The organism is Mixta mediterraneensis (genome assembly GCF_030283135.1).
GTDB lineage: Bacteria > Pseudomonadota > Gammaproteobacteria > Enterobacterales > Enterobacteriaceae > Pantoea > Pantoea mediterraneensis.
Map to the genome: position 1 here is coordinate 1 of NZ_JASUAZ010000027.1, position 18,463 is coordinate 18,463.

Genomic DNA, 18,463 nt, shown 5'->3' on the forward strand with positions numbered 1-18,463 from the left:
AATCGTCCTGTGGCTGCTGGGTTATCATGCTGAAAGTAAAGGATTACATCTGAGATATCAGGCCAACAGTATAAAGTCGCGACGGGTCATATCCTACCTGACGTTAGCGAAGAACATCCTCAGACATCCTTCGCTGGTCTTAAGGCAGCTGTTGCCGGATGAGGTCCTCAATCATCTTGCCCGTTCATACCGGAATATGGTCATGATTTACTGAGCTGCGATTAGTGGGGATCCCTCAGCCGGATTCGGACCGGCGACGCGAACGGTATATTGCATTTGTTTGACGTGACGAAACATTACGCACTCCTGCTAAAAAATGAGATTTATTTCGCGGGCGGATCAATCTTAACGCAAAGCAGCCCGCTAACGATTTGACTCTTAATTTATTGAAGAGAAATGCATAACTCGCAAGTCATCGCGCCACAGGAAAGCGGCGGTAGAAGAATATCAACCTATTAACCTGATGAATTTATTTTAAATTTATTTATGTGAAAATTTGTTTTTTATTCCACCAGACCGAAAGCAGGAATAAAAATAAAGGGAATAATAATTATTCCCATAAAGAGATATTGAATCAACCGGGCTGGAAAATAAGAAGGGAATTACGCTTCGCTAATTCACTTTATTTTATAAAAAAACAACAGCGGCTTTGTTATTTTAACCGCGCTGATGACGCAGCAACGGACGGCCTGAGCCGTCCAGTGTTTTATGGTGTTAGTTGACGAACGAAGCTGATAATTTCTTGATTCTGACCCTGTTCAAACAGGCAATGCTGGAAACGCGGACCACTGACAGCGGTACGTACCAGCTCAGGACCGATAGCGCGCAATGTGTCGAGATAGTTCTCTTTGAGCACCGCCGCTTTGACCTGGTTCAATAAGCCCGCATTACGCACCTGCGGTTCTTTACGCTCTGGTGGATAACCCAGCCCTTTTTCACCGCTGAAGGCTTTTTCAAAGATAAAGCGAAGATTCAGTTCTGCTCCCCAGCCAAAGCCTTTTGCAAATGGCAGCGACAATGCATTGCCGTTATTGATCTGCGCAAAAAGGTAGGCGTCAGCCGGATCGATACAATAGCCGCATATGACTCCCGGATGGATATTCAGCGACATCAGTGCGCCCTGCCCGGTGCCGCAGCCGGTAACCACGAAATCCACCGCCTGACTGTTAAGCAGCACACTGGCCTGAATGCCGAGGTGAATGTAAGTCAGGTGATGATCTTGCTCGTCGCTCATACCGACGTTAAATACCTGATGGTCTGACAGCTGTGCCACACCTTCCAGTTCTTTCAATACGGTGGCGTTTTTCGCCGCCTGACTGTTTTCCATCATTAACGCGATTTTCATGATCTGCCCTTAGCATTCAATTGAAATATCGTTTCATTTTAATGAAAAGGCGTTAAAGTGCATGGGATAAATCACCTTCTCGCTGTGAGTGTCATCACAAAACCACCACAGCATAACCGACCACAATCAGGGGCATGTATGTTTATCTACAAACAAGACCGTCCGTTGGAGGAGTTAGGCAACGGCGTTACGCGCCGCATTCTGGCTCATGGCGGCGGTATGATGGCGGTTGAAGTGACATTTGAAAAAGATGCCGTTGGGCCGCTACATCATCATCCGCATGAGCAGCTTACCTATGTATTAGATGGCCGTTTTGCTTTTACCATTGATGGCGTAACGCAAGAGATGGGCGCGGGTGATACGTTATATAAAGCGCCTAATGTGGCCCACGGCTGTGTCTGCCTGGAGGCGGGAACCTTGCTGGACACTTTCACACCGCAGCGCGAAGACTTTTTGCCCGAAAAATAGCCAACGCTGTACAGTCGCGGTTTCGGCTCTTTGTCATCGTCTGGTAAAGCGCAAAATATGTGCTTATGGCGAGCATGCTGACTATAAGCACAAACCCCTAATTACATGGTTTTATGTCTCAGACGATGTCGTCAATCACGCCGCCGTCAACGCGCAATGCAGCACCTGACGTTGCCGAAGATAAGGTAGAGCAGACATAAACCACCATATTTGCCACCTCTTCTACTGTGGCTGCACGCTGGATCACGGAGGCTGGACGGTTCGCCATAACGAACTCTTTCGCCAGCGCTTCCAGCGATTTCCCGGTGCGTTTCATTTCATCTTCCATCATACTGGCGAACCCATCTGATAGCGTCGGGCCAGGCAATACGCTGTTCACCGTCACCCCCGTTCCCGCGACTGCTTTCGCCAGGCCGCGAGCCAGTGAAAGCTGCGCCGTTTTGCTTACGCCGTAATGCACCATATCCGCTGGGATATTGCGTGCCGATTCGGAAGAGATAAACACCACGCGACCCCACGCTTTTTCCACCATTTTTGGCAGCAATGCGCGTGATAAGCGCACGCCCGACATCACGTTGGTTTGCCAGTATTGTTCCCATGTCTCGTCATCGGTATCGTAAAAATCGCTTTGGCCGTAAATACCCACGTTATTCACCAGGATGTCGATATGCGGCAGCCCTTTCAGCAAAGTCGTTACGCCTTGTGCACTGCCAGGATCGGCTATCGCGCTGTGAATTTTCACTCCTGGCACCGCCGCATTTAGCCGCTGTTGTGCCTGACTTACCGTGGCTTCGCTGCGCCCGTTTAGCACAATTTCCGCCCCGCATTCTGCTAAGCCTTGCGCGATAGCAAAACCAATACCGCCTGTTGAGGCCGTCACCAGGGCGGTTTTACCGCTGAGATCAATTTTCATGGTTTTCTCCTTAAGTGCTTATAATGCGATCTGCATCACAAAATCCTGGCTGAAAGCGCGGAGAATTCATTGCTAAAACATATTCTGTAACCAATACCGCTGGTAGCTTACAAACCACGGATCACCCGCTGGCATCGCAACGGTGCCGCTCACTCTGCATCGGGGTCTTTTTCAACCTGATGCAAAAAACGACCGGGGTAATCCGGAGTAATAGCGTGCTGGCTGTCGTAGCGCCCAAACAGTTTGTAGCGATTAAGCGCAATGCGGTCGTAAGCGAAGTTGCTAACGGTAGCGGGAAAGTGACGCAGCACGCTAAGAACGCGCCACGGTCCCGGCAGTTTCTGCATAACACGAAATACCGCCTGCGCCCTCAGCCAATACTGCTGGTCAGCGATATAAACGATGGTGCTAACATTTTCTTGCGGCAAACCTGCCCAGCGCAATAAAGCTTTTCCCTCTTCGCTTTGTACCGAGGCAAAGCGAACCTGCCGCGCCACACGGTGACGCAGCAGGAAATGCACCCAGCCATTACACAGTTTACAGACGCCATCATAAAGCACGGCGCTCTCATTCGGTTGCAGATAAGGCGGTGGCGACATGGTTTCTCTCTTCGGCTCGTGCATTAAAGAATGCATTAAAAGAAAAAGTGTAGCCTGTCGTCGTCAACTGTTGGCATACCCACACGTGCTACCGCCTCGTCGGGGTAGACAGAAACGCGCGAAAATAATTTATTCACATCAAATCTCTTTTTTATCTTTCTCTGCACAGTTCAGTTTAGTCATTCCCTCTTTTCCGCTGAATATCAGGTTTATTTAAGGGGGGTTCGGTACATCTGAATAGGTTAATTCTTATGAGGGTAACTGTGCTGTGTGTCTGATTCCGCATCGATGAAAGATTGACTTCCCCTGCGCTCAACCTGTCCAATAAGGCGATTTTTAATTCAAATCAGAAGAGAGATCATGACGTCCTCGCAGGAAATGTTACGCCAACTGGGTGATGTGGTAGGCACCAGACAGCTGTTAACCCACCAGGATGACAAAGCCTGGTACACCAAAGGATTTCGCGTCGGGCGCGGAGAAGCGTTTGCCGTGGTTCTACCACAAACGCTGTTGCAACTGTGGCAGACGCTGCAGGTTTGTGTGGCGCACGACGCGATTATATTGATGCAGGCCGCGAATACCGGCGTAACCGGCGGCTCAACGCCGGATGGCAATGACTACGACCGCAACGTAGTCATTATCAGTACGCGCCAGCTAAAAGGCGTGCAGGTTATTGATCAGGCGCGTCAGGTTATCGCTTTTCCCGGCTCCACCCTGACCGAGCTGGAAAAGACCTTAAGACCGTTAGGGCGCGAGCCGCATTCGGTTATTGGCTCTTCCTGTATTGGCGCATCGGTCATTGGCGGCATTTGCAATAATTCCGGCGGTTCGTTGATCAGGCGTGGGCCAGCCTTTACCGAGAAGTCGTTATTTGCCCGCATACATGACGATGGTCGGCTGGAAATGGTGAATCATCTTGGCATTGCCCTGGGTGAGTCCCCTGAAGAGATATTGCGTCGGCTGGAACAACAGGACTACACCACGGGCGAACAACCTGACTGGGCTGGCAAAATTTGGGCAGATGATTACGCCGGGCAGTTGCGCGATACGCAGGCCGACAGCCCTTCGCGCTTTAATGGCGATATGCGCTATCTGCATGAAAGTTCCGGTAGCGCGGGAAAAGTCGTGGTATTTGCGGTACGTTTGCCCACCTTCGAGGCCAGTCAGAAAAGCGACACCTTTTATATTGGCACTCACGATGAAAAAGAGCTGGTCGCGCTGCGTCGTTATCTGCTGGCGAATATGCAGGAGCTGCCGCTTCAGGCCGAATATATCCATCGCAACGCGTTTGATTTAACCGTTCGCTACAGCAAGCATATGTATCTGGCGATTGGCAAACTTGGCCCGCAGGCGCTGCCCGGCCTGATGGCGAAGAAAGCAAAATGGGATGTCCGGGTCAGCCATCTCAGGTTCCTGCCACGTAATAGCGTCGATAAAGCGTTGCAGTTCTTCAATCAAATCACGCCGCGTTTTGTTGCATCGCGCATCCTCGATTACCGCACCCGCTTTGAGCATCATCTGATGATCAAAGTTGAAGCGCAGCAAACGGCTGAACTACAGCAACTGCTCGATAATTTCTTTCGGCAGAAAAACGGCGATTTTTTTCTGTGTAATGCACGCGAAGCCGCCGATGCCTTTCTGGTTCGCTTTGGCGTTGGCGGTTGCACTATTTCGTACTGCGATTATCTTGGCTATAACACCGATGAGCGCTTAGTGGCGTTCGATGTGGCGCTGCGCCGCAACGACGATGCGTGGCGTCTGGTACTGCCGGCGCATTTACAGGAGCAGGTTCAGGTAGATTCATGCTGCGGCCACTTCTTCTGCTTTGTTAATCACCAGGATTACGTATTAAAACCTGGTGTGGACGCCAGAGCGTTTAAGGAAGCAGTGATCACGGTGCTGGAACAGCGTGGCGCGAAGTATCCGGCAGAGCACAATGTTGGACATTTGTACCATGCGTCATGTGAGCATGAGCAGCACTGGCGGCAACTGGACCCGACAAATAGCTGCAACCCAGGGATTGGCAAAACCAGCAAGAAAAAGTGTTGGGCGAATTGAGTTTATTTCCCCCGCCAGGCGGGGGGAGATAACATTTACTTCGCGTACGCTTCCGTCGAAATGGTCAGCGTCACATCGTCGCTTACTGCTGGCACATATTTATCCAGCCGGAAGTCTGAACGCTTAATGGTGCCAGTCGCGTCAAAACCAATCGCCTGCTTTTTCACCATCGGATGCATACCCTGCTGATTCAGCGTCGCGTGCAAGGTCACCGGTTTGGTGATGCCCTTCAGCGTCAGGTTGCCTTCTACATCAAATTTATTGTCGCCTTTAGCGACGACTTTGGTGCTGTGGAAAGTGGCGGTTGGATATTTGGCCGTATCGAAGTATTCCGCTCCTTTAAACTCTTTGGTCAGGGCCGCGACGTGGCTGTCAATCTGCGTGATGGGCAGCGTGACATCAACGCGTGACTGCTCAGGTTGATCCTTATCAAATACCAGCGAGCCGCCTGAATTCGGGATGTCAGCAGTTGGATGGGAGAAGCCAAAATGTGTCCAGGTCACAATGACCGATGTGTGCTCAGGATTGAGTTGATAATGCATGGCTTCCGCCTGCGAGAAAGGCACATACAGACTAGCAACGGCTAACAGCGGCAGCGCCATTCGCTTAAAATTTTTCACAGTCACGTCCTCATTAATAAGATTCATTGTGAGTGTCGTTCAATGCGATGGGAATAAACAGTGAAGAGTTTTGGACGTATTTTTCAAATTAATTCAGCAATACCGCATAGTGATTATCACGGCTGACACCCATCAATGAACAGCACGCGCCAACGCCGACGTTTTTTCATTAAGCGAGTATGCAGTTGCTGCACCTCTTTCCGTGAAAGCGCATCAATGCTTGCCTGGGTAAGATCAAACAAACCATTCTCTGCGCGCAACGCGATGAGTGCCGCATCACGGCTGTCAACCTGTAGCTGCGCTTTAAGCGGCGCCATCTCCAGCGCGGCTATTTCACTTTCCAGCGATCGCAAAAAAGTTTTGCAGTGTCGCAATAATCTGGTGACGCTCAGATCTGGCGATTGCAACGCAAACATGACGCCATCCTGATCCATACAGCGTAAATAACGGCTGCTGACCACATAGCCAATCTGCTGTTCCACGCGTAAGCGCTGGAAAAAACGTGGCTCATAAATCAGCGTCAGTGCACGTAACGCGGCAAGTTGTTGTCCGTCATCAAGCGGGATAAACAGCAATAGGGCTTTATCGCTACCAGGATGCTCGATGCGCGTTACGCCGCAGCGCGAAGATAACCGCTCAGTGCGCGACAAAGGGTTAACCGGCAGTAAAAACATCGCCAGACGCCGCGCAATTCTCTGATGCAGCGATTTACTGCCGCCCGCTAGTGCGGCTCGCCAGCAGGTCGGCGTGTCGGAAAGCGCCAGCTGTCGTGGCAGCATCTTTAATAACTGACGGATGGCGATGCTTTCTGTGGGCTGTTCTTCTGTCTCCGATACCGTCGCGGATAGTTCATGAATAACCTGCTCCAACGCCCAATCTGCCAGTGGTTCGTTCTCTGGCAGACGCAGCGTCAATTGCCAGACGCCCTGCACTTCATTCCACTCTCCGCCACCGCCCAAATGACGCAGCGTTGCAAACAGTGGACGTAGCCGTTTGCCAACAACTATTCCCGATTCAGCAGGATAGTTGCTAAAAAATTCGGGCCGCAGAATCAGGGTTGCCGGTGTTTCTCCGGGCGTAAGGTGTAATAACGGAAGGGTACGTAACGGCGCCACTGATGTGGTTAACCCGGTTTCCAGCGGATAGAAAGTCAATGCCGCAGGCTCAGTTTCGCTATCCCGTTGCGCTTGCCACGGCGCTAATACCAGCCCGAAACCTTGCGTAAAAATCTTTTCGCCCTGCACATCAGGTGAGCAAACAAGCCGGGCTGATGGCGCTGCTTTTAATGCCGCCAGAAACGGCTGGAAAGCGTGCGTCTCAGCGGGTACAAACCCTAAAATGTGCTGACGTAACTGGTCTAACGGTGACAATGCGGAAAAGCGCTGCTGTGCCAGTTGCAGATAGTGTTGCTGCTGCACTGAGGTCGTTTGCGACAAGGCATCTAAAGCCTGACGGAGTAAAGCGCAAACCACTTCCGGCTGACTACTGGTAAACATGGCTACCAGCCAACCGCAACGGTCGTCCTGATAAAGCCACGTAAACTCAAGTTCGCTGGCTGCACCACGCTGACGTAAGGTCGCCATTAAGCTGCCCGGCGCCTCATCCAGCAAAAACTCACGCAGAAGTGTGACGTTGTCACATAAGTTTCGCCGAATAAGCCAGGAATGCGCATATTTTGCCGGGCCAGAACAACGTAACTGCACGCTGTTTTCGGCTAAAAAATCGGGCATACGCACAGCAGGCCGTGCTTTCCCCTGCGGCAAAGTGGCAAAAGCCTGGGCTAACTGCGCCAGCACATCCAGCGGTTGCGGACCTTGCAGCCAAAGCTGCATATTATTCGCCACGTAAAACCGATGATGGAAATCGCGTAACGCCTTTTGTAGCGCTGCCGGATCATCACCAAACGTCTCAGCGCAACCGATCTGAAATCGCTGAAACGTTTGCGGCCCGGCAACCCGGCTCAACAGCGCCGCTTCAGCCTGTGCGGGCGCATGTTGCTGAAGTAGCCGGTATTCGGCGTCAATTACCGTGGTTTCCTGCCTGATCGACGCTTTTTTCAGTAATGGCGCCAGCAGCATATCCTGTAACCGCACGACGCCTTCGGCGAAGCGATCGGCAGGGATTTCAAAAAAATACGCGCTACGCCGCGCCAGCGTGGTGGCATTAACGCGCCCGCCGTTGGCCTGAATCCAGCTCATCAATCGACCCTGATCGGGCCAGCGCTGGCTGCCGGTAAACACCATGTGTTCCAGCAAATGGGCCAGGCCCGGCCAGTTTTCTGGTTCATCATGGCTACCCGCCGCCACCTGCAGCAATGCCGCCGCGTCACTGGCATCGGGCTGATGGATCAGCGTCACTGCTAATCCATTGGGCAGGCGAAGACGGCGGATCATCAGATGTTGCGCGACTTATAAATTAGCTGTGAATTACTGCGATTACGGAACTGCAACTGACCGATTTTAATGTCGCTGCAATCGGCTTCGCGACGGGCGTCAAGGATTTTGCCGTGATGCGGAGATTTGCTGCATACCGGATCGGCGTTGTCCGCATTGCCGGTCAGCATGTACGCCTGGCAACGACAGCCGCCAAAATCTTTCTCTTTTTCGTCACAAGAGCGGCACGGCTCCGGCATCCAGTCATAACCACGGTAGCGGTTAAAACCGAAGGAGTTATACCAGATGTCATCCAGACGTTGCTCCAGCACCGACGGAAACGCCACCGGTAGCTGGCGTGCACTGTGGCACGGCAACGCGGTGCCTTCTGGCGTTACGCTGAGAAAGACCGCGCCCCAGCCGCCCATGCAGCCTTTTGGTCGCTCTTCATAATAATCCGGCGTGACAAACAGCAGATTCGTCAGGTTGCCGTTTTCGCTCATGCGTTCACGATATGCGTTGACGATGCCTTCTGCCCGCGCAATCTGCTCACGCGTTGGCAACAGCCCCTGGCGATTAAGCTGCGCCCAGCCGTAAAACTGACAGGTGGCTAATTCAACGTCATCGGCTTCCAGCTCAATGCAGAGATCGATAATTTTGTCGATCTGGTCAATATTGTGGCGATGCAGCACAAAGTTAAGCACCATCGGATAGCCGTGGGCTTTTACCGCTTTTGCCATCTCCAGCTTCTGCTGAAACGCTTTTTTTGACCCTGCCAGCGCGGCATTCAGCGTTTCATCACTGGCCTGGAAACTGATCTGAATATGATCCAGCCCGGCATCGGCGAAGGCGTCGAGCTTGTTCTGCGTCAGACCAATTCCCGAGGTAATCAGGTTGGTATAAAAACCTAAATCCCGTGCCGCCCGGATCAGTTCCGGCAGGTCTTTACGCGTCAGCGGTTCGCCGCCAGAGAAACCGAGCTGTACGCTGCCCATGGCTCGCGCCTGACGAAACACATCGATCCACTGTCCGGTTGTCAGCTCTTTCTCCTGCTGGGCAAAATCCAGCGGATTAGAGCAGTAAGGACATTGCAACGGGCAACGATAGGTTAGCTCCGCCAGCAGCCACAGCGGCGGCTTTATAGCGGGATTATGCTGGGTCACGAAACTGTATCCACTTTTGTTCATAGGCCGATTGCAGAAATTCTTTCACATCCGCGCCCACGCCGCCCGCTTCCGGGAAACGTTCATCCAGCGTGGCGACGATCGTGGCAATGTCTTGCTTACCGTCAACCAGTTCAAGGATCGCGCTAGCGGTTTCGTTCAGCGTGGCCATGCCTTCGGGATACAGCACCACATGGCTGTCCTGCGCGGCTTCCCACTGCATGCGATAACCGCGACGAAAGGTAGGAATGGAGTTGTCGTTCATGATTTATACCAGTCGGGTGGTGTGCCACGCCGCCCTGTCGGTGACGGTGTGATAAGGCGGACGCTTCAGCTCATACGCCATCGTCATGGCATCCAGCATCGTCCATAAAATATCCAGTTTGAACTGCAAAATTTCCAGCATGCGGTTCTGTTTTTCCGGCGTATTGCAGAATTCCAGCGCCAGCGCCAGACCGTGCTCAACATCGCGGTTCGCCTGGCTCAGACGGCTGCGGAAATAAAAATAACCTTCTTCTTTGATCCACGGATAGTGCTGCGGCCAGCTGTCGAGACGTGACTGATGGATTTGCGGGGCGAACAGTTCTGTTAATGAGCTGCATGCCGCTTCCTGCCAGTTAGCGCGACGGGCGAAATTGACGTAAGCATCAACCGCGAAACGCACGCCAGGCAGCACATGCTGCCCGGACAGCAGCGTATCGCGGGACAGCCCCACCGCTTCACCAAGACGCAGCCAGGCTTCAATGCCGCCATCTTCGCCGTTGCTGCCATCATGATCGAGTATACGCTGCACCCATTTACGCCGCGTTGCCGGGTCCGGGCAATTCGCCATAATTGCCGCATCTTTCAGCGGAATACTGGTTTGATAATAGAAGCGATTCGCCACCCACCCCTGAATTTGTTCAGGCGTTGCCTGGCCGTTGTGCATGGCGATGTGGTAAGGGTGATGAATATGGTAATACGCGCCTTTGTCGCGCAGCGCCTGTTCAAAAGCCGCTGGCGACAGCGTTTCAGTAATCTGCATACTTTAGCCCTGAAGATGGATCGCCATTCCGTCCCAGCTCACCTCAATGCCCTGCTGTGTCAGGAACTGACGCTGTGGTGAATGCTCGTTGAGGATCGGATTGGTGTTGTTAATGTGAATAAGAATTTTGCGCCTGGCCGGTAAAGACGCCAGCAGCGCCATCAGGCCCTGCTCTTCTGCCAGCGCTAAATGCCCCATCGCCTTGCCCGTATTTTTACCCACCCCCGTAGTCAGCAGCTCATCATCCTGCCAGACGGTGCCGTCAATCAACAGGCAATCGGCCCGTTTCAGCCAGGGCAAAATCACCGCGTCCGGTTCGCCAAGACCCGGCGCATACAGCAAGGTCTGACCGTTAGCGCGATTTTCAATAAACAGTGCCACGTTGTGGCCTGGCAGCGGACGATCGCGGAACGGTGAATACGGCGGCGCATTGCTTAAAATGGGGATAGCGGTGAATTGCAGGTCGGGACACACATCAACGTTAAAGGGTTCGAGCGGGGCAACAGGCCGATGCTGTAGACCACCGTTCCAGTGCTTCAGCATAGTAAATATCGGGAAACCACGGGTGAGGTCGTCATGCACCTCTGGCGTACACCAGACCTGATGTGGACAGCCCTCGCGCAGGCTGAGCAGGCCGGTCGTGTGATCGATTTGGCTGTCAGTAAGGATAATGCCGCCAATCGCCGTCCCACGCAGCACCCCTTTTTTACTTAATTCTGGGGTATGGCGGATCTGCTGGCTAATATCTGGCGAGGCGTTACACAATACCCAGTCTTTACCGTTATCACTGAGGATAATGGATGATTGCGTACGCGGCGTAGCGTGTATGCTGCCGTTACGTACGCCATGACAGTTAGCGCAGTTGCAGTTCCACTGAGGAAATCCGCCACCGGCGGCCGATCCGAGGACTTTAATAAACATGAAGGAAAACCAGACGTTGAAACAAAATGCCCGCACGGATGGCGGGCTGAAACATTAGCGGTTGGAGATATACAGAGTAACTTCCAGACCTAAACGTAAATCAACAAAAGTTGGCTTTTTCCACATAATCCTTTTCCTCATAAATGAATGGGCAGATAAATAACTGCCAGAAACAATTGCAGTAGAAGATTAAACGCGATCTCTATCACAATTCAGCCGACAGATGGTGCGCCAATCGCGCGACGAGATCAACCGACAAGACGTAAGAAAATTGTTATCAATGCCAGGTCAAATGTAAAACTCGTTGCCAGTTTCCCCACGCCAGCTTTTCTGACAATGCCTGATCATAGCCCGCGTCGCGCAATGCGTCGAACAGCCGGGGTAATCCGCTGACATCGCCTAACGCATCGGGCGTTGAGATACCGTCAAAATCGGAGCCAAACGCCACATGATCGGCGCCCATTGTCGTCAGTAAATGATCACAATGTTTAACAATTTCTGCCAATGACGTATCGCTGGTACGTTTGCCGTCCGCACGTAAAAAGGCATTACCGAAATTGATACCCACTAAACCGTCGCTGGCCCGAATCGCCGCTAGCTGTGCGTCGGTGAGATTACGTGGCTGGGCACAGAGCGCGTGAGCGTTGGAATGGCTGGCGACCAACGGCGCTGAAGAGAGCCGGGCCGTATCCCAAAAGGCTTTTTCGTTCATATGCGACACGTCAACCATCATCTTCAGCGCGTTGACCTGCTGAATAAAAGCTTTGCCTGCTGCGGTCAGACCGGGACCGGTATCCGGCGAGGCAGGAAAATTGCCGCTCACGCCGGTGCCAAACCGGTTAGGCAGATTCCAGAACGGCCCAACGCTACGTACGCCCGCATGGTAAAAAGCGGCAAGCGCCTCGCCTTCTGCGTCCAGCGCATCCGCACCCTCAATGTGCGCGACCAGTGCCAACACACCTTGCTCGCGGCATGCCGCAATTTCCGCCGTGCTGCGGCAGATTTTTGCCCGACCGGCAGAGGCATCAGCGATCTGCTGCAAAATATCCAGCTGCTGCCACATAATCTCCAGCGGCTGATACGGGTGATCAGCGTAGTGCGGCGTCATGCTGGCAATGTAATGTTGCGGCGGGACAAAAATAGCGAACAGGCCGCCGGCAAAGCCTCCCTGTTGCATACGGGGGAAATCCAGATGACCACGCTCAATACCGTTAAAGAAGGCAGCGGCTGGCGCGTCGCGGTGATGAAGCCAAAGATTGAGAAGCAGGTCATTATGACCGTCGAAAGTCAGCATAAGTGTCGTGTGGCGTGGTAAATCATTGCACCATGCTACGCGTGCGCTGTCGTTTCGCCAAACCACAGCGCACACGGTGTTTAATCCGTTTATTATTTCGCTGACGCGCTGTTCTGTGCCACGGTCAGTCCGCGATAAAAGGTCGGTTTCACATCCAGTGATTTCTGAATCAGACCATATTTATGATAGAAGTCAGCGGTTTGCTGCTGCTGTTGCTGGGTGGCGTCATCAATACTTTGCCAGTGCGACTGACGGCGCGAAAACGCTTTTTCCGCAGCGGCGGCAGGAAAACCGATAATTTTCGCCAGCGTTTGTGAATAGTCCTTTACGTGACTGTTGGCCCAGCGATCGGCGGCAGCCAGGCGATTGATATAATCCTGTAACGCCGCGCGTTTTTCGTTATCGGCTAACGCGGCATCGGTTGCTGCCAGGAAACTGTTACCGGTTGCCAGGCCCTGGCCATTAACCAATATACGCCCGCTTTGTGTCACTTCTGCCAGCGCGGTGTAAGGGTCCCAGGTTGCCCAGGCATCAACCGAATGGCTGTCTAATGCAATACGCGCATCCGAGGGCGTTAAGAAGCGCCATTTGACGTCTTTATCGCTGACACCCGCCTGCTCCAGCGCTTTCAGCGCCAGGAAATGACCAATCGATCCGCGTCCGGTGGCGATACGCTTACCTTTCAGTTCCGCCGCGTTTTTAATCGCTGAATCGGTACGCACCAGCAATGCCGTGCCTGTCGGCACCGATTTGCTCACCGCCACGGCTTTTACCTGCGCGCCTGCGGCCAGCGAAAACAGCAGCGGCGCATCGCCAATAATGCCCGCATCCACCGCGCCTGCATTCAGTGCTTCGGCCAGCGGCGCGGCAGCCGGAAACTCGGACCATTCGATGTTATAAGAGAGATTTTGCAGCTGATTTGCTGCTTCCATCTCGGCATGCATATTCCCTTTTTGATCGGCAATGCGCAGCGTGACTGCCTGCGCCGAGGTGATGCCTGCTAACAGTAAACTGAGGGCAATTAGTTGATTTTTCATCATTGATTCTCATCGCGCAAAAGAGCTTCAGCCTAAACTGCAACACGAATTTCAGCGATGCCGATTCCTCATGACGTTTGCCATTTTCGGTATAAGCGGTTGTCACGTTTGCATCATCGGTTATTAGTTTTGCAGACGCTTCATCAGCGAAATAGCGTTCGGAATGCTACACATCAAAAAGAGAGCAATATGTTGCACCAGCCCGCAGGAAAGTATCACCGCAACCGGTTATCGTCCTGCCCGATCGTCAGTTAATTCAGACACCGTGCTGGCTTTCCACCAACGTCACTGGGTCAGATGCGTGCTGGAGTTTGTGAAGCGGTAGCAGAAGTGTGGCAACGGAAGCGCGCGGGAGAACGGGCGTGGGACCTGATAATGACACATCGTGCGTCTCACGCTTACCTGACTGATTTCCACCGCTGCTCAGAGGAGGAATCAGCTGCGTCCAGGTATGAGGGCGCAGGATTCGTGGCTGCCGTGAGCATCATCATGTGCAAACGGCACCCACGGGCGCGAGGCAACGCCGAAGATGCGCGTGGCGCGCGTTTACGCTTTCAGATATTTATAAATTACGGCCAAATCCTGCTCACCGTAGCCTGCATCAACGGCCTGTTGCCAGACATCGGCAATATTTTCCAGTGCCGGCAGCTTGCTGTCGGCTGCATCCAGCGCCAGGCGCGCGTCTTTCAACGCCCATACCAGATGCATCTGTGGGGTGTAATCGTCACTGGCAATCATGCCAAGTTTCATTTTGGCGTAAGGCGCTGCCAGCGGACCACCGTCCAGCACGTTCCACATATCGTCGGTAGAGAAACCAAACTGCTCAGCAAGACGGGTACTTTCCGCCAGGCTCTGCATCAAACCAATCAACCAGCTATTGATCACTAATTTCATGCGCGAGCCAGCCCCCGCTTCGCCCAGCCATTGCGTACCTTTACCGATCGCCGAAAATACCGTTTCGGCAGCGGCAGCACGCGTTTGATCGCCGCTGGCCATCACCAGAATTTGCGCATTTTCAGCCGGAGCTTTGGTGCCGGAAACCGGCGCATCAATAAAAATGATGTCCTCACGCGCGTTGGCAAAGAAAGCGATCAGCGCATCGGTTTTTTCTACGCCAATAGTGCCCATTTGACACAGCACTGCGCCCTGCTTTAAGGCATCTTTTACCTGATGCAATACGGTTTCAGTGGTTGCACCGTCGGATAACATAACGATGACGACGTCGGCCTGTTTTACCGCCTCTGTTGCCTGGTCGGTGAGTTTCAGCCCGGCTTCAACTAAATCTTTCCCACGGGCGCGAGTGCGGTTCCAGCCGTGGACAGTAAAGCCTTTTTTTAGCAGGTTAGCGGCAAATGCGTGGCCCATTGCGCCTAATCCTAATACCGCAACTTCAGGTTTTTGACTCATGCTGATTCCCTTTTAAGATGGATTTAACGAACCTGCGCAATGGCAGTTTCACGATAAACTGAGACGGAATAAAACGTGCAGCAGGATCACTGCGAAAAGCAAAACATTCAGCCTGGCGACATTCGGTTAAAAAATCCAGCCTAAATACGTAACCGCATCGAACACTTTCTGCTGCGGGTTTTCGCATAACAGCGCGTTATCATTTACGCTTTTCAAACAGCCGACAAAACCTTTAACATATGCACACAATGTTCCGGTTGGTTCATTCCTCCCTTTTTGTAGGTTCTTAATAATGAAAATAACGTTGCTTCGTCAGGCGCACCTTCCGCTGTTGATGCTGCCAGCAGTGTTTCCTTTGCCGCTGTTAGCTGCAGATGACAGCAGTAATACCATGGTGGTGAGCGCCGCACCGGTTAGTTCAGGGCTTTCTGAACTGGATACGCCTGCCGCAGTTAGCGTAGTGACCGGCGAAGATATGCGTCAGGCCGCGCCGCGCGTTAATTTGTCAGAAAATTTAACCAGCGTGCCGGGCTTACAGATTCAAAACCGGCAAAACTATGCGCAAGATTTACAACTGTCGGTACGTGGTTTTGGTTCGCGCTCCACCTATGGCGTGCGCGGTTTGCGTATTTATGTCGATGGCATTCCCGCTACCATGCCCGATGGACAGGGGCAAACCTCGAATATCGACATTGGCTCGATCGATCACGTCGAAGTGCTACGCGGGCCGTTTTCGGCGCTGTACGGCAACGCGTCAGGTGGGGTGATCAACGTCGATACCCAAACCGGTCAGCAACCCACCACCGTTGAAGCCGGGACCTGGTACGGCAGCTACGGCAGCTGGCGCAACAGCGTTAAAGTTAGCGGTGCAACGGGCGACGGGACCCACGCTGGCGACGTCAATTACACCGTGTCGGCCTCCCGCTTTACCACGCATGGCTATCGCGATCACAGCGCCGCACAGAAGAATCTGGGTAACGCCAAACTGGGTGTGCGGCTGGATGACGTCAGCACGCTGACGCTACTGTTTAACAGTGTCCATATTGATGCGCAGGATCCGGGCGGTTTAACAGCGGATCAGTGGCGCGCTAACCCGCGTCAGGTCGTGAGCAATGTGTCACTCTATAACACGCGCAAAACCGTTGATCAGACCCAGGGTGGCCTGCACTATCAGCGTCAGATGGGCGAGAACGATGATCTCAGCGTGATGATGTATGCAGGCATACGTGAAACCACGCAGTACCAGTCAATTCCAGCCAGCGTGCAAAGCAGTGCGTCACATCCTGGCGGAGTCATTTCGCTGACGCGTCATTATCAGGGCATTGATACGCGCTGGACGCACCGCGATGCGCTGTTCTCAATTCCGGTGACGCTGACCGGCGGCCTCGACTATGAAACCATGACCGAATACCGTAAAGGCTTTGAGAATTTCACCGTCAGCAACGGGGTGTATGATTACGGAACGAAGGGCAATTTGCGTCGCAATGAGCGCAATTTGATGTGGAATCTCGATCCGTATCTGCAAACCACCTGGCAACTCACCAATAAGCTGTCGCTGGATGCGGGCGTGCGTTTCAGTACCGTCAATTTCGATTCTAACGATCATTACATTACCGCCGGAAATGGCGATGACAGCGGCGATACGCGCTACCATAAATGGCTGCCAGCGGCCTCACTGAAATATGCGTTCGACAATAGCTGGAATGCCTATCTTTCCGCCGGTCGCGGTTTTGAAACGCCAACCATCAATGAGCTGTCTTATCGCTCAGATGGTCAATCGGGTTTGAACCTGCGCCTGAAACCCGCCACCAGCGACACCATTGAGTTGGGCACCAAAAAACGCATTGGCAATGGTTTGATCACCGCGTCGGTTTTCCAGACCGATACGCAGGATGAAATCGTGGCTGATACCAGTAGCGGCGGACGCACCACGTATAAAAATGCCGGAGAGACGCGTCGTCGTGGGCTGGAGTTAGGGCTGGATCAGCAATTCGCTTACGACTGGCATTTAAAAATGGCTTATACGCTGCTTGATGCGCGCTATCGGACCAATGCTTGTGGCGATGACAGCTGTGATGGCAATCGCATTCCGGGCATCGCACGCAATATGGCGTATGCCGGGCTGGAGTATGCGCCGGAACAAGGCTTCTATGCAGGTACCGAGATGCGTTATATGAGCAATATTGCCGCCGATGATGAGAATGATGTGAAGGCTCCGTCTTACACGCTCACCGCATTGAATAGCGGTTATAAATGGCTGGTGCAAAACTGGACGCTGGATCTGTTTGGCCGCGTCGATAACCTGTTTGACCGCGATTACGTCGGTTCGGTCATCGTGAACGAAAGCAACGGACGCTATTTTGAACCTGCGCCGGGCCGCAATTACAGCGTTGGCCTGAATGTAAGTTACGCGTTTCAGTAAACGTGTCTCGCGGTAAAGGCTGAGGCGAGGCGCGTTCCAGTACTGGCTGGTTACTTTGTTCACGTCCAGGGTATCAGCCCCCCTTCTGCGTAGCAGGTGACAAAAAGGACGTTTGGCTTGCGTGCTTTACCCGTCAGCAGCGCGGTAACAGGTTATTGTGTTACCTGCGTGCCCAATAAAAGGCCCTGAAACAGAGACGTTTATTGCGGCTACCGCGCTTTTTTCTGTGTCTCAATCCGAACAACGCTTACATTACAGACCCTTTACCAGCGCTACGATCGCTTCGGTGCTACCCGTTTCACCCAGGCGGGGGAAAATCAGTTTTACGCTATTGTTATGCGTATCACTATTCAAATCGGTCATAGCGTCAGTCGCCAGCGTGACGTTGTAACCTAACTCATAAGCCTGACGCGCCGTGGATTCCACACCAATACTGGTTGCAATACCGCAAATCACCACTTGCGTAATGCCGCGCTTTTGTAGCTCGTCGTGCAACGGCGTGTTATTAAACGCACCCCAGCTATGTTTGGTAATCGTGATATCCTCTTGCTGTGGCGTCATTTCTGCTACCAGCGTTGCCCAGTCAGCAGGCAGTTCACCACTGTGACGCGCCTGTTCATTACGGCCTGGCGCCCCTCCCGCCACATTTACCAATACTACCGGTAAGCCTTTGGCATGAAACGCGTCTTTAAGCTGTGCGCACAACGTGATTACCGGTTGCGGTTTATGCACAACCGGTAATGCGACAATACCCTGCTGCAGATCGATAATAAGCAGCGCGGTGTTTGCATCAAGGGTGGTTACAGCCATGTTGAGTCCT

General features: G+C 52.9%; 17 protein-coding genes and 1 pseudogene. 4 read left to right on the forward strand and 14 right to left on the reverse strand.

Features of this window, described 5'->3' with window-relative positions; genetic code table 11:
* Nucleotides 1–214 (forward strand): annotated as a pseudogene (locus QRY16_RS14980) (IS4 family transposase); the annotation flags it as partial.
* A 492-nt stretch (nt 215–706) separates the two neighbouring features.
* On the opposite strand, the gene QRY16_RS14985 reads toward QRY16_RS14980, so the two are convergent.
* Nucleotides 707–1,345 (reverse strand): RpiB/LacA/LacB family sugar-phosphate isomerase, encoded by a 639-nt coding sequence (locus QRY16_RS14985; RefSeq protein ID WP_289777161.1) that lies wholly within the window; start codon nt 1,343–1,345, stop codon nt 707–709.
* Nucleotides 1,346–1,483: 138 nt separating this feature from the next.
* Between QRY16_RS14985 and QRY16_RS14990 the strand changes: the two genes are divergently transcribed.
* On the forward strand, nt 1,484–1,813 hold the full coding sequence (locus QRY16_RS14990; RefSeq protein ID WP_289777162.1) for a cupin domain-containing protein: 330 nt from the start codon (nt 1,484–1,486) through the stop codon (nt 1,811–1,813).
* A 118-nt stretch (nt 1,814–1,931) separates the two neighbouring features.
* On the opposite strand, the gene QRY16_RS14995 is transcribed toward QRY16_RS14990, so the two are convergent.
* Complete coding sequence (locus QRY16_RS14995; protein WP_289777163.1) at nt 1,932–2,726, reverse strand: SDR family NAD(P)-dependent oxidoreductase; 795 nt, start codon at nt 2,724–2,726, stop codon at nt 1,932–1,934.
* Nucleotides 2,727–2,875: 149 nt separating this feature from the next.
* Nucleotides 2,876–3,325 carry a thiol-disulfide oxidoreductase DCC family protein gene (locus QRY16_RS15000; protein ID WP_289777164.1) on the reverse strand — a complete coding sequence of 150 codons (450 nt, stop codon included), beginning with the start codon at nt 3,323–3,325 and terminating at the stop codon, nt 2,876–2,878.
* 360 nt (nt 3,326–3,685) lie between these two features.
* Here QRY16_RS15000 and dld point away from each other — a divergent pair, with 360 nt between their 5' ends.
* Complete coding sequence (gene dld / locus QRY16_RS15005) at nt 3,686–5,383, forward strand: D-lactate dehydrogenase (RefSeq protein ID WP_289777165.1); 1,698 nt, start codon at nt 3,686–3,688, stop codon at nt 5,381–5,383.
* A 35-nt stretch (nt 5,384–5,418) separates the two neighbouring features.
* On the opposite strand, the gene QRY16_RS15010 is transcribed toward dld, so the two are convergent.
* The 10 genes from QRY16_RS15010 to QRY16_RS15055 all read right to left on the reverse strand — a co-directional run bounded on the left by QRY16_RS15010 (nt 5,419) and on the right by QRY16_RS15055 (nt 15,221).
* Nucleotides 5,419–5,985 (reverse strand): YceI family protein, encoded by a 567-nt coding sequence (locus tag QRY16_RS15010; RefSeq protein ID WP_290428331.1) that lies wholly within the window; start codon nt 5,983–5,985, stop codon nt 5,419–5,421.
* 134 nt (nt 5,986–6,119) lie between these two features.
* Nucleotides 6,120–8,396, reverse strand: coding sequence for a pyrroloquinoline quinone biosynthesis protein PqqF (pqqF, locus tag QRY16_RS15015; RefSeq protein ID WP_289777167.1), 2,277 nt, complete (start codon nt 8,394–8,396; stop codon nt 6,120–6,122).
* Nucleotides 8,396–9,562, reverse strand: a complete 1,167-nt coding sequence (pqqE, locus tag QRY16_RS15020; RefSeq protein WP_290428330.1) for a pyrroloquinoline quinone biosynthesis protein PqqE — start codon at nt 9,560–9,562, stop codon at nt 8,396–8,398. Before pqqE ends, pqqF begins: the two co-directional genes overlap by 1 nt.
* On the reverse strand, nt 9,525–9,803 hold the full coding sequence (gene pqqD, locus QRY16_RS15025) for a pyrroloquinoline quinone biosynthesis peptide chaperone PqqD (RefSeq protein ID WP_289777169.1): 279 nt from the start codon (nt 9,801–9,803) through the stop codon (nt 9,525–9,527). The genes pqqE and pqqD overlap by 38 nt, the downstream gene beginning before the upstream one ends.
* Before the next feature lie 3 nt (nt 9,804–9,806).
* Nucleotides 9,807–10,562, reverse strand: a complete 756-nt coding sequence (pqqC, locus tag QRY16_RS15030; protein WP_289777170.1) for a pyrroloquinoline-quinone synthase PqqC — start codon at nt 10,560–10,562, stop codon at nt 9,807–9,809.
* Nucleotides 10,563–10,565: 3 nt separating this feature from the next.
* A complete protein-coding gene (pqqB, locus tag QRY16_RS15035; protein WP_289777171.1) occupies nt 10,566–11,483 on the reverse strand; it encodes a pyrroloquinoline quinone biosynthesis protein PqqB in 918 nt (305 codons plus the stop codon).
* Between the two features lie 54 nt (nt 11,484–11,537).
* Complete coding sequence (pqqA, locus tag QRY16_RS15040; protein WP_009090272.1) at nt 11,538–11,609, reverse strand: pyrroloquinoline quinone precursor peptide PqqA; 72 nt, start codon at nt 11,607–11,609, stop codon at nt 11,538–11,540.
* 151 nt (nt 11,610–11,760) lie between these two features.
* A complete protein-coding gene (locus tag QRY16_RS15045; RefSeq protein ID WP_289777193.1) occupies nt 11,761–12,777 on the reverse strand; it encodes a dipeptidase in 1,017 nt (338 codons plus the stop codon).
* A 92-nt stretch (nt 12,778–12,869) separates the two neighbouring features.
* Nucleotides 12,870–13,817, reverse strand: a complete 948-nt coding sequence (locus QRY16_RS15050; protein WP_419776137.1) for an ABC transporter substrate-binding protein — start codon at nt 13,815–13,817, stop codon at nt 12,870–12,872.
* 543 nt (nt 13,818–14,360) lie between these two features.
* A complete protein-coding gene (locus QRY16_RS15055; protein ID WP_289777172.1) occupies nt 14,361–15,221 on the reverse strand; it encodes an NAD(P)-dependent oxidoreductase in 861 nt (286 codons plus the stop codon).
* A 292-nt stretch (nt 15,222–15,513) separates the two neighbouring features.
* Here QRY16_RS15055 and pqqU point away from each other — a divergent pair, with 292 nt between their 5' ends.
* Nucleotides 15,514–17,643 (forward strand): TonB-dependent receptor PqqU, encoded by a 2,130-nt coding sequence (gene pqqU / locus QRY16_RS15060; protein ID WP_289777173.1) that lies wholly within the window; start codon nt 15,514–15,516, stop codon nt 17,641–17,643.
* A gap of 252 nt (nt 17,644–17,895) precedes the next feature.
* Here the strand turns inward: pqqU and QRY16_RS15065 are convergent, their stop codons facing one another.
* Entirely contained in the window at nt 17,896–18,453 is a 558-nt protein-coding gene (locus QRY16_RS15065; protein ID WP_193404120.1) for an isochorismatase family protein, read from the reverse strand.
* Nucleotides 18,454–18,463 lie beyond the last annotated feature (10 nt).